General features: G+C 37.5%; 10 protein-coding genes. 6 read left to right on the top strand and 4 right to left on the bottom strand.

Translation table 11 applies throughout. The annotated features are described in order from the left end of the window. Positions 1–957 (bottom strand): DPP IV N-terminal domain-containing protein (locus tag Q0L68_RS10030; protein WP_296702449.1); only part of this gene is annotated, 957 nt, incomplete at its 3' end. A gap of 150 nt (positions 958–1,107) precedes the next feature. On the opposite strand from Q0L68_RS10030, the gene Q0L68_RS10025 reads away from it, so the two are divergent. The 6 genes from Q0L68_RS10025 to Q0L68_RS10000 all read left to right on the top strand — a co-directional run bounded on the left by Q0L68_RS10025 (position 1,108) and on the right by Q0L68_RS10000 (position 7,208). After that, on the top strand, positions 1,108–1,587 hold the full coding sequence (locus Q0L68_RS10025) for a hypothetical protein (RefSeq protein WP_296702446.1): 480 nt from the start codon (positions 1,108–1,110) through the stop codon (positions 1,585–1,587). Positions 1,588–1,910: 323 nt separating this feature from the next. Beyond that, a complete protein-coding gene (locus Q0L68_RS10020) occupies positions 1,911–2,123 on the top strand; it encodes a hypothetical protein (protein ID WP_296702443.1) in 213 nt (70 codons plus the stop codon). After that, positions 2,120–3,532 carry a sodium:solute symporter family protein gene (locus Q0L68_RS10015; RefSeq protein WP_296702439.1) on the top strand — a complete coding sequence of 471 codons (1,413 nt, stop codon included), beginning with the start codon at positions 2,120–2,122 and terminating at the stop codon, positions 3,530–3,532. Before Q0L68_RS10020 ends, Q0L68_RS10015 begins: the two co-directional genes overlap by 4 nt. Further along, positions 3,522–4,907 carry a glycosyl hydrolase gene (locus Q0L68_RS10010; RefSeq protein WP_296702437.1) on the top strand — a complete coding sequence of 462 codons (1,386 nt, stop codon included), beginning with the start codon at positions 3,522–3,524 and terminating at the stop codon, positions 4,905–4,907. The genes Q0L68_RS10015 and Q0L68_RS10010 overlap by 11 nt, the downstream gene beginning before the upstream one ends. Next, on the top strand, positions 4,904–6,349 hold the full coding sequence (locus tag Q0L68_RS10005) for an NADH:flavin oxidoreductase (protein ID WP_296702434.1): 1,446 nt from the start codon (positions 4,904–4,906) through the stop codon (positions 6,347–6,349). The genes Q0L68_RS10010 and Q0L68_RS10005 overlap by 4 nt, the downstream gene beginning before the upstream one ends. Before the next feature lie 88 nt (positions 6,350–6,437). Next, complete coding sequence (locus Q0L68_RS10000; protein WP_296702432.1) at positions 6,438–7,208, top strand: 3-ketoacyl-ACP reductase; 771 nt, start codon at positions 6,438–6,440, stop codon at positions 7,206–7,208. Here the strand turns inward: Q0L68_RS10000 and Q0L68_RS09995 are convergent, their stop codons facing one another. The 3 genes from Q0L68_RS09995 to Q0L68_RS09985 form a co-directional block, all read right to left on the bottom strand. Further along, entirely contained in the window at positions 7,209–9,980 is a 2,772-nt protein-coding gene (locus Q0L68_RS09995; RefSeq protein WP_296702429.1) for a carboxypeptidase-like regulatory domain-containing protein, read from the bottom strand. 239 nt (positions 9,981–10,219) lie between these two features. Then, complete coding sequence (locus tag Q0L68_RS09990) at positions 10,220–11,611, bottom strand: arginine decarboxylase (protein WP_296702426.1); 1,392 nt, start codon at positions 11,609–11,611, stop codon at positions 10,220–10,222. 129 nt (positions 11,612–11,740) lie between these two features. Further along, positions 11,741–12,162: hypothetical protein (locus Q0L68_RS09985; protein ID WP_296702424.1), on the bottom strand; the 422-nt coding region annotated here is incomplete at its 5' end.

The raw sequence follows: 12,162 nt of genomic DNA, 5'->3' as shown, positions 1-12,162 counted from the left end.
AAATCCTGATCTCTCGGAAGCCCAGATGAAATGCTTTCCATCTTCCAAAACTTCCATTTCCGGTGAATTTACTACGAAACTTGGAAGCCATTCTTCACGGATCACCGTTCTGCTTTTTCCAGTTACAGGATTTGCCGCTCGCAATTCCATAATATTTTGAAGCCTATTTGTACTGTGGTAAAGTAATTCCTTGCCATCGGGAGTCCACGAAACCCCATAGATATAAGTTCCTAAATCACCATCCTGATAAGCTTTGCCATCTCTGATATCCAATTCGGTCAACTTTTTTGTTTCCAAATCATACACCATCAAATCAACTGGGAGATTAGGCTCACCTACTTTTGGGTAAGCTTCGATTTCCAAGGAATCGTACAGGCTCAATTGATCCAAAAGCACATAATACTTTTTGACATCTTTTTCAACGAACCTATAAAATGCAACCTTTTTACTATCGGGAGACCACCACATGGCTGTAGTTTGTCTTAATTCCTCGCCATAAACCCAAGTGGCGATTCCGTATTTCACCTGATTCTCTTCATTACCATCTGTGGTAATAGCCATCAGATTACTTCCGTCAGGATTGCTGAGGTACATATTGCGATCCTTTGTAAAAGCTTTTAGATTCCCATCTGGAGATTCTGCTGAATCATATTGTCTGCCACGTGCTGGGCCATTGTATCTTCTTCTTTCCGGACGAGCTGCATCGCCTAATTCCGTAGTGGTTTTTGACTTGACAGTATATGAATAGCGTTTACCATCTTGGGTATATTCAAAGGCCGAACCATCAGCATTCCAATCTGCACTTAAAGCTCCAGACTTTACAGAACTGGATATTTGTGGGGCAATTTTTTGATATTGCTCATAGCCAGGCATATTTTTTAATTTGTCCTGCGCTTGAGAAATCGAAATGGTTGAAGCCAGTGTTACTACTATCGCTAGGAAGAATTTATTCTTCATATTATTATTTGGGTTAAATTTTTTCCAGCTGCGATGATACAATTTTTTGAGCTAAAAACTGAGTCAAAAATGATCATTGGAATAACTCAATGATCAATTTGCCGTATTTAATGAAAGGCAAATTGCCCTGAATGATAAACCCAAAAAGCTATGAACATAATTTCCACCTCAGGAAACGGTAGTTTCAAGCTCATGGATGAGCATAGAGAAATTATAAATTTAAAATACACCAATTGGTTTCTTGGAAAAGCTGAAACCTATTATGAAAGGCAAAAAATCGAAATTAAGCCAAGGGGATTATTTAATTCTTCTGCAGTAATAGTAAAACATGCGAAAAAAATCGGAGAAATTACAATGTCCTGGAACGGTAAAATGAAAATTAATTTAGAAAACGATCTTGGCAAAAAAAGGAATTTTGTTCTGGAAAGAACTGGTTTTTGGAAGTCTGATTTTACTTTGAAAAATGAATCTGACCAAATCGTACTGACATTTCAAGCAAATAATAATTGGAGAAAGCTAAATTCGAATTATCAAATAGGGAGCATGTTGACTGATGAAAATTTTGATAATCATGAACTTTTGATTTACTGTGGTTATGCGATCAATTTGGCAATTGCTCTCTCAAGTTAATGTTTAAACAAATTCATTTTTTAGAGCAATTATACTAGAGAATTCCTCTTTTCACACATTTTGACTTTTTGTTAAAATACGTTCCTGCCGAGATTCTAATTCATGGAATCCTCACCTCATTCGTATAAAATCCGAAATTTTTAAACTTCAAATTCGAGGCATTATTATATGCTTTAGAAATCGATTCCGTTATTTCCAATAAGGGACCAGGACAATCCTCCTATTTCAGGCTAACAAATAAAACTATAATTGCTATTTTAAGCCATATTAGATCATTTCGATTGAACTTGCTTATTCTTACCAAATAAATCAAACCCAAAACCATGAAAATGAAACCCTGGAACTTATTGGTTCTATTTGTAATCTTATTGACTATAATAGCCTACCTTCTCTTATTTAATGAACAAAAAACAGATCCCAAATTAGGATCAGTTCCTTATATTTTTTGGACAGGGTTTATAGTAACAGTCTTATTGGTTTTTGCAACTTTTCTGGGTTCAAAGCTTTTTCCATTCAAAGATCCTAAGAAACCATGATCGGTTGGTTAGTTTTTTTCTTTGGCATTTTCCTGGCAATGCTTGGGTATGCCTCCTATCGGTCTTATCGCAAAGACAGGACTTCTGATGATTTCATCTTTGCAGGATCTAACATTGGGACAATATTAGGCTTTCTGACCTTCTCGGCCGCTTTATTCTCTGCTTTTACTTTCATGGGAATGCCCGATTTCTTTCGGACTCATGGTGTTGGAGCTTGGATTTTCCTAGCACTTTCGGATGCTTTGATGGTCTTTTTTCTGATTTGGTTTGGATATGCTCTTCGAAAAAGAGCGACTATTAGAGGATATAAAGGGATTGCCGGATTAGTGAAGTCCTGTTATGAAAATTCATTTGCAGGTTATTTAGTCTTTGCCAGTGCATTCCTCTTTCTAATTCCTTATGTAGCCATTCAGATCAGAGGTATTTCGATCTTTTTAGACGCTGCATTTCCTGGTATGCTCCCCTATTGGTCCTGGTCAGCTTTACTGGTTTTTATCATGCTGATTTATTCGGAAATAGGTGGACTAAAAGCCATTGTCTACAGTGATGCCATTCAAGGTGTAATCATGTTAGCTGTGATCTGGATAATTGGTTTAACATGTCTGAAAATGGCGGGAGGATTAGAAGACGGAATCGCTCAAGTCGCAGCTTCAAATAAAGAGTTGCTTTCACTTCCTGGACCAAAGGGATTATTTAGCAGTCCTTTTCTTATTGCCTCGGCAATTGCCATTGTTTTGATCCCTGTATCTCAACCTCAGTTCACCACTCGTTTAGTAGTGATGAAAAGCCTAAAATCAGTTCATAGAATGGCTTATGCAGTAGGTATTTTCGCCATTTTGGTAATTCTTCCTACTGCCTTTATTGGTCTATACGGAGCCATCAAATATCCAGAGGCAAGTACTGCAGATTTCTTAAGTCAGGCTTTGTTATTTGATCAGGCAGTACCTGTTGCTGCATTAGCAGTGGTTGGACTATTTGCGGCTTGTCTATCAACCACCAATGCTCAGATTTTCGCTTTGGGAACAGAATTGAGAAGTTTATTGGGAGGCTCGGATAAATCGAATATGACCGTCACCAAAATTTCCATTCTTGTCTTTTCTATGATCGTCTTGGTATTTTCTACCTATATGAGCGATGAATTGGTGCTTTTGGCAAGAGTGAGTTTTGCCGGTACTTCCATGATAGCACCAGTGGTTTTGGGTGCAGTTATTTACACAAAACCCCCAAAGACCTTAATTGGACTTTCAGCTTTTGCTTTGGTCTTTTTTATCCTCTCTATTGTGGGTATTGTTCCTGATAAATATTTTGACCTTCCACTGGATTTTGTGATGTACATTATCCTTTTTGTATTCACTTCCATCATCATGATTGGACATTCAAAAACCCAAAAACAACAAAATGAAGCTTGATTCAGATATTAAAATAAGTGATTTAAAAGCGCCTTTAGAGCAGTTTTGGCAACTTTCCGGAGAGAAAATTGTGTTGATAGAGAAGTCTTTTGATCCTGAAAAAGGTGCTCCGGTTTTCACTGAAAAGGGCAAGTATGTGACCCGGGGCTGGACGGAGTGGACTCAAGGGTTTCAATATGGCTCTGCCCTACTACAATTTGATGCAACGGGAGATGAAAAATTCCTAAAAATCGGTCGTGAAAACACCTTGCATAAAATGGCTCCACACATAACTCATACTGGTGTTCATGATCATGGTTTCAATAATATCAGTACTTATGGCAATCTTTTGAGGTTAATGAAAGAAGGAAAAATTCCTGAAAACGAATGGGAAAAGAACTTCTATGAATTGGCTTTGAAAGCAAGCGGAGCTGTGCAAGCGATGCGTTGGACAAACGTTCCAGGAGGTGGATTTATCTATTCCTTCAATGGGCCACATTCTTTGTTTGTGGACACCATACGTTCTTGTAGAGCACTCGTAGTTTCACATGCTTTGGGACATGTCCTTCAAGGAGAAAACGACAAAAGAATATCCCTGATTCAGCGTGCCCTTCAACATATTTTAAGTACTGTAAAATATGCGATCTACTATGGAAAAGGAAGAGATACCTACGATGTACCCGGAAGGACAGCACACGAATCCGTATTTAATATCAATGATGGGAATTATCGCTGCCCTAATACTCAGCAAGGATATACTGGTTTCAGTACTTGGACCAGAGGATTGGCTTGGGCAATTTGTGGATTGGGAGAAACACTTGAGGTATTAGATCAAATCGATGAAAGAGATTATGCAATTCTTATCTCGAAAAATGCCTTAGTCGAAGAATTGCTTACTGCTGCAAAAGCCACCGCTGATTTTTATATTGCAAATACACCTACTGATGGAATTCCTTATTGGGATACAGGAGCTCCAGGATTGATACATATGGGCGATTATTTAAATCAAGAATCAGATCCTTTTAATGCCTTCGAACCAATAGATAGTTCTGCTGCCTGCATCACCGCACAAGGACTATTACGTATTGGAAAATTTCTCAAAGAATTAGAGCCAGAAATATCTAAAAAATATATTAACGCTGGCCTTTTGGTTGCTAAATCATTATTTAACGAACCTTACATATCAGCAGATAAATCTCACCAAGGTTTGATTTTACATAGTATTTATCATCAACCAAACGGATGGGACTACAAACCTGAAGCAAATAAAGTTCCTTATGGAGAATCTTCTATGTGGGGAGATTATCATGCTCGGGAATTAGCTTTGGTTCTCCAACGAATGTTAAATAAAGAGGCTTATTATAGTTACTTCAACTGCATACATCCCATATCATGAGTAGTGGAAAATACAAACCGGAATATCCAAGAGTTGCACAGCTAAAAACAGCGGAAATCTTTAGGGATTACCTAAAGAAAGAGAATATTGAACTTGGTTTTGAAGAGGAATTGGTAATCGGTGAGAATTCTCCTTTTGCAAAATCGCACGAAACCAGAGAAGGTAATAAAATCGGAAATTCTTTTTGCATACTTCCCATGGAAGGTTGGGATGGAACTGTAGATGGGAAACCTTCAGACTTGACAAAAAGACGCTGGAAAAACTTTGCTATCAGCGGTGCAAAACTTCTCTGGGGTTGCGAGGCTGTGGCTGTCCGTCATGAAGGCCGAGCCAATCCCAATCAATTGCTGATGAATGAAGCGAACCTTTCCGAATTTGAGAGCTTGTATCAAATGGTTGAAAAGGAACATCAGGCGGCATTTGGGAACACTGATGATTTGCTTACAGGATTACAATTAACTCACTCAGGTAGGTTTTGCAAACCGAATAGTAAAACCAAAATGGAGCCTAAAATCCTTTATGCCCATCCTATCTTAAACAAGAAATTTGGGCTTCCTGAGGATTATCCGGTTATGACTGATTCAGAAATCTCAGAATTAATCGACGATTACATCATTGCATCTGTACGAGCTCAAAAAGCAGGTTTCAAGTTCGTGGATATCAAACATTGCCATGGGTATTTAGGGCATGAGTTCCTAAGTGCTTATGATCGGGAAGGAAAGTATGGGAAATCCATGGAGAATAGAAGTAGGTTCCTCAGAGAAATAGTAGCAGGAATACGTGCTGAAGCTCCAGAGCTTGAAATCGGTGTACGAATGAGCATTTTCGATTGGGCTCCTTTTAAAGAAGGACCAGATGGAAAAGGAATTCCAGCCTTGGATGGGGATTATAAATATGCTTTTGGTGGGGATTCCTCTGGAGTTCATGAGAACATGAATGAGTCTTTTGAATTCTTAAGCGAACTAAAAAATCTAGGAATTGAATTGCTTTGTACTACGGCAGGAAGCCCCTATTACAATCCTCATATTCAAAGACCTGCGATCTTCCCTCCTTCTGATGGTTACAATCCACCGGAAGACCCATTACATGGAGTTGCAAGACAGATTCATGCTACCGCTGAAGTTAAAAAGGCTTTCCCTGAATTTTATGTGGTAGGTTCTGCCTATTCTTATCTTCAGGAATGGCTTCCTAATGTTGGTGAATATGTATTAAAATCAGGAATGGCAGATTCTATCGGTTTGGGAAGAATGGTTCTAAGTTATCCGGATTTACCAGCGGATGTTTTGGCTGGCAACGAAATGAAACGTCCCAAAATCTGTAGAACATTTTCAGATTGCACCACAGCTCCCAGAAATGGAATCATTTCGGGATGTTATCCTTTAGATCCTTTTTATAAAAAAATGGAAGAACACGATCAACTTAAACTTGCTAAAAACAAATGAAATCAAGCATGAACCAAAAGTCGAAATTTGGAATGAGTAAAAACAAAGCGAGATTCCATGTGACAAATGAAAATCAAATTATCTACATATGAATCCAGTCGCTTTAATCACCGGAGGATCGAGAGGAATTGGCTTTGGCATTGCCAAAAAACTAGCTGAGGCTGGATATGATTTAGGTATCAATGGAGTAAGACCAGAATCTGATGCAAAAACGAATCTAGAAGAGTTGAGGAGTTTGGGATCAAATGTTATCTACCTGCAAGGAAATATCGCGGAGAGAAAAGATAGGGATTCGATCGTCACAGGTCTGAAAGAAAATTTTGGGAAAATTAATGTCTTGGTCAACAATGCCGGAGTTGCACCGAGGAACAGATGTGACGTGTTGGAAGTCACCGAAGAGGATTATGATCATCTGATGAATATCAATGAGAAAGGCACTTTTTTCTTGACCCAAGCAATTTCTAAGTGGATGTTGGAATTGAAGGAAAACAATCCAGAAGCCAATCTATCCATCATCAATATTACCTCTGTTTCAGCAGAATTGGCTTCTCCCAAGCGAGCTGCTTATTGCATGTCTAAAGCAAGTTTATCTATGCTTTCCAAAACCATGGCTGTAAGATTGGCTCCCCATGGCATTGCTGTCTATGAAATTAGACCTGGCTTTGTGGATACGGATATGATCGAAAAAGTGAGAGAAACCTATTTGAATCTAGTTCAAACTGGAGCTACCTTAGAACCAAGAATAGGAAAGCCAGAAGACATAGGGAAAGTGGTCGCTACGTTGGTTAAAGGTGAACTTCCTTACACAACCGGGCAAATCATTAATGTTGATGGGGGCTTGACAATTGGAAGAATGTAATCAGTTTATGTTTAAAGGAAAGGTTTTCCAAAATGGTATCCCCTCTTCGGTTACTCCTTCAATTCTAATTTTGATTTTATTTACACCGTTTGGAATATAGATTTTAAAATCGGAACTACTACCGTTGAGTTTAAAATTAGGATTCCAATATAAAGAAGGTCTAGCGACAGCCTGATCAAATGTAGGCTCATTCAAGAATGGAATATTTTCTGTAAAACCTTGTATTGGAAATTTCTTAAATCCAAGATCATTAAATTTTTTATCACTCGTTGCAGAAAACCGCTCTCCTCTATTTGTTTCAATCATTATAACACCTGCAAATCCAGCCAAACCGAATGAATTAGCATTTTGAGTATAAATGGCAACAGATTTGACCTCATCGGTGAGCAAGGTTTGGAGTACCGTATTTGCCGTTTCGGTACTGTCCGAACTATAGAGGTATCGCGATCCATCTATGATTATGAGTGGCTGACCCGCATTTATTCCATAATTATAATTTCCCATAGCTCCATTTCCGAACCGCATCCCAATTACTTGATCAAGGGTATTTCCTGGCCAATTGTCTAAGTCCTCTCTAGAATAAACCTGATCTGGTTCTCCATATCCATAAAATCTATCCGCAAGAGATTCAATTTTCTCGTCCTCAGCAACAAACTCTTCAAGCAGAATGTAGTCATCGAAGGAATCATAATACATCTGGCGATCATTTACTTGATATTTTTTATAACTCAATTTTGGGAAAGATCCTCGAATAAGTGGTTTACTTTTTCCATTTAGTGAAATGTTTCCATAGGGCTTACCTTTTTCATCAAGAGCAGCAATAGAAAGCGTATCCATTTCGAAAAAATACAAACCAGTTGCTCTAAAAAATCCGCTCGAATCAGTCTTGACTATTCCGTAATCAGCTAAATCACCTCTTACAATAGTAATAGGATTGATATCCGGTTGCCGTTTTTTATCTTTTTCAAACTTTCCGGAAACTGATACTCCATATTCAATATCAAATCTAGGGATGACAGAAAGCGGGTTATCTTCTTCTTGGTTCAACCATTCGTAAGCTTCAATAAAATTAGCTTGTCCTTTGATTTCAGAAACAAGTTCAGGATTGGTGGCAGAAATAATAATTTCAGCATTTACTAATTCATCAAGAGCATCTTTGATCGATAAATCCAATCCCAAAATCCGATGATTTGATTCATTATAAATCGAATCTTTCAAATCAAAAACCAAATCCCCCAGAAAATCATAAGGCTCAACTTCTTGATTTTCAATATTTAATCCTTTCTGAACAATAGGAAGGGCTCTCAAATAAAAATCCCGCTCCGGGTAATTTCGCATCCACTCCGTGTAGGCCCGAATAAAATAATCCCCTTGCGCAAGAGAGTCTGGAAGAGAAATCGCCCCTGAGAATTTACCATTTTCTATAGGGTATTGATTTGACAAAACCAATTCTGCTCTCTCGCTTATTAGATCTACATAGAGGACCCTGCTAAGCGTGTCTTGATAAAACTGGTTTTTATAAAGCATTTTACCCCCAAACCAAAGCGTTTCTCCGGGGTAATAATAGGATTTGTTTGTCATCAAATAAGGGCTTTCGCGAAGGTTTTCCCATTTGTTAATCATGCCCTTAAGCAAATCAACTTCTGCTGCCAGCTTATCAAATGTTTCCGGGGGAAAATAATCGTGGGGCAAAGAGCGCCCCATTCTCGGCCGACCAATGTAACCAGAAAGCACAACTTGAGTCGGATGAATTGGAACACCATTTTTATCGATATCAAAAAAACCGAGGGGAGCTTCTACCCATCCAACTGGATGGTATATATCCAAATAGTAATCATTTCTATAACTCTTTTTCAAAAAGTGAATCTCTACCCGTTTTGGCCAAATAATTCTGAAATTGCCATTACGCAGGGGAATCCTTCGAATAGAATCTTGAGAAAGCGGAACAATAGACTCTCCAAGTTCAATAGTATAAGTATTTGTTCGCCGACGATTCATCTGCTCAGGAAATGTTTCGTAAAGGTCAAACCCTTGTTCGGACACTTGTTGCAGCAAAATTGAGCGCATCAAGTGCTTTATTGATCCTTGATAGCTAGTTTGTTTATTTAAAAGAAATTCAGCTGACTGAGCACTGTCTTTTGGAGTCTTATTTTCAAAAAATGCCAAACCATAATAGCTAGACTTAAAGTTGTAAAATTTATAATCCTGCAAATAATAAGTCACTTTATATCCCAAGGCCTCATTTTCTAATATTAATGGCTCTTGGGCTGTAGCCTGAATATAATTAGCTCCCTTATCAGGCTTTACTTTGTCAAATTCTAAAACCCAAGGATTCATTAATTCCAACTTTTCTCCAATGGGGTCATCAGGTAAAGCCAAAAAGACATCTTTAAATCGCTTCAAATTTCTTTCCCAGGGTTTATCTCTTCGGCTTTTTAGTTCTACCTCAGATAAAACCGACGCAAGAGGAGTCAGAACAAAATCGACTGTTTTCGTTTCTCCTTCCCCTATTGATACTTCAATTATATTCGTAGAGTAACCGACAAATGAAGCCACCAATTGAAAAGTACCTGGTAAATCTGGCCTGAAAAGCGTGAAAATTCCGTCTTCATTGGTTGTTGTCCCAATCGTTGTATTATTGATAAAAACATTTGTAAAAGGCATTAATTCACCTGTTGCCCCATCTTTTACTGTGCCCTTTATAGTTTGTGAATAGGAGAAAAATGAGATGAAGGAACAAAAAAATAATACGTATATCGCTTTTTGAAACATTGATTTCAAGATGCAAAATTTCTTTTATTTATCCATTTTTTAGAATTATAGATTGTACTAATACTATGATTAGAAGAAATTAAAAAAACCAATTTGGCCTCATTGACCTAGAAAATAAGGTAATGTAATCCCTCCTAATTTTTTTCCTTAGGAAGAGTGTTCTACCCCAATTCGACAAGGCTAAAAAAAAACTCAAAGCTTGAAGGCCTTGAGTTTTCAATTAATATAACATCTAAAAATCAGGTATATCCTAATGTTTTTAACATACTTTCTTCTGTTTGATCTTCCCTGAAAAGCCGATGGATCACGTTTCCATTTTCATCTCTATCGATCAACACGTGCTTAGGTGCAGGGATCAGGCAATGTTGAATTCCTCCATATCCTCCCAAGGATTCTTGATAAGCTCCAGTATGGAAAAATCCAAGATATTGCTTTTTCCCATTATCAGGTTTTGGTAAATAGATATTGAATTGGTGAGCCTCGGAGTTGTAATAATCCATACTATCGCAGGTAAGTCCTCCTAAATTGATGTTGTGGTATGTTTCATCCCAGTTATTAATCGCAAGCATGATGTACTTTTGGTTCAAACCCCAGCTATCCGGCAATTGAGTAATAAAAGAACCATCGATCATATACCATAGCTCTTTGTCATTCTGTAGCTTTTCATCTAAAACAGAATACAATACAGCTCCACTCTCTCCTACCGTATATGATCCAAATTCAGTAAAAATATTTGGTTCCTTCGTGTTGTTTTTGGCACACATCCACTTGATATTTTTAATGATCTGGTCTGCCATGTATTGGTAATCGTAATCAAAAAACACATTGGTCTTAATCGGCCATCCACCACCAATATCCATGGTATCAAGTGTTGGAGCTACTTTTTTAAGATCTACATATTTTTGGATGAAACGAGTTAATTCTGACCAATAGTAAGCAGTATCTCTTATCCCTGAATTGATGAAAAAATGAAGCATTTTCAGGCTTACCAGGGGATGGTCCTTGATCTTTTCTTCATACAACTTAATAATATCATTGTACCTCACCCCTAGCCTTGATGTATAAAAACCAAACTTAGGTTCCTCGTCAGCAGCAATTCTGATTCCTACCTGGAATGGAACTTTCACATGCTCCAGATAATAATCAATTTCACTTAAGTTGTCAAGAATGGGTACACAATTGACAAAGCCATCGTTTAGCAATTCACTGATATATTGCTTATAAAGATCTCTTTTGAAACCATTACAAATTATAAAAGTATCCTTTGAGATTTTACCTTTTGTATAAAGACTTCTTACTAAGGGAATATCGAATGTGGACGATGTCTCTATATGAATATCGTTTTTCAAGGCCTCATCTAGGACAAAACTGAAGTGTGAAGATTTTGTACAATAACAATAAGTGTATTTGCCATTGTAATCATGGGATTGAATAGCGGTATTAAAATAGGTTTTTGCCTTTTGAATATTTTCAGAAATCTTTGGCAAATAGGTGAGCTTTAAAGGAGTACCATATTCTTCAATGATCTCCATCATATTTACACCGTTAAAAAATAATTCATTGTTTTCAACATGGAACTCCTTGGTTGGAAAATCAAAGGTTTGTTGAATAAGATCAATGTATCTGTTCATTCGAAACTTGGTTTTTTTAGTGGTAGTAGATTACAAAAATTGTTTTTTCTAAGGGGATTTCAAATGAAAAAGGACAAATCCAATCGGAAATGTCCTTTATATCTATCTTTTAACTATTTAATTTATGCTTTAATCCACCAGCAAGGCATTCTGCAGAAGACTCTGCTCTGATTTGAATCGTAATCTATTATCAATAATCTCTTTCAATACTTTTTTAAATTTCACTTCTTTTTGGAGCAAAGTCAGTACACGATCAAAAAACTGCTCAACTTCTGGAAGAGCCTCCGAATTAAATGTATAGAAAATCGATTTGCTTTCCCTTGAAAAAGTCAAGGAAAGTGTTTGAGGTTTCCCTAAACTTACTAAACCTCGAAACAAGGGAAATAAAGAATCAAAGCTTTTTTCGAGTCGACATACCCCTTGCATTATTTCTCCAGATTGTTGGCTAAATACTTTAATCATTTCCTTTTGGCTCACTGAAACTTGTGAATACCGGGAACTGCTCCCCGTGGCCACATGAAAAAGGCCTGAAGAAGCAAGTGATTGATAGG

This window comes from Algoriphagus sp. (genome assembly GCF_024642405.1).
GTDB lineage: Bacteria > Bacteroidota > Bacteroidia > Cytophagales > Cyclobacteriaceae > Algoriphagus.
The sequence above is the reverse complement of the archived record's forward strand: the minus strand, read 5'-3'. Positions and strand labels throughout refer to the sequence as shown.

What these genes read in the sequence shown, in the direction of transcription:
- Q0L68_RS10025 (WP_296702446.1), top strand. Translation starts at nt 1,108, where the DNA reads ATGAACATAATTTCCACCTCAGGAAACGGTAGTTTCAAGCTCATGGAT.
- Q0L68_RS10020 (WP_296702443.1), top strand. Translation starts at nt 1,911, where the DNA reads ATGAAAATGAAACCCTGGAACTTATTGGTTCTATTTGTAATCTTATTG.
- Q0L68_RS10015 (WP_296702439.1), top strand. Translation starts at nt 2,120, where the DNA reads ATGATCGGTTGGTTAGTTTTTTTCTTTGGCATTTTCCTGGCAATGCTT.
- Q0L68_RS10010 (WP_296702437.1), top strand. Translation starts at nt 3,522, where the DNA reads ATGAAGCTTGATTCAGATATTAAAATAAGTGATTTAAAAGCGCCTTTA.
- Q0L68_RS10005 (WP_296702434.1), top strand. Translation starts at nt 4,904, where the DNA reads ATGAGTAGTGGAAAATACAAACCGGAATATCCAAGAGTTGCACAGCTA.
- Q0L68_RS10000 (WP_296702432.1), top strand. Translation starts at nt 6,438, where the DNA reads ATGAATCCAGTCGCTTTAATCACCGGAGGATCGAGAGGAATTGGCTTT.
- Q0L68_RS09995 (WP_296702429.1), bottom strand. Translation starts at nt 9,980, where the DNA reads ATGTTTCAAAAAGCGATATACGTATTATTTTTTTGTTCCTTCATCTCA.
- Q0L68_RS09990 (WP_296702426.1), bottom strand. Translation starts at nt 11,611, where the DNA reads ATGAACAGATACATTGATCTTATTCAACAAACCTTTGATTTTCCAACC.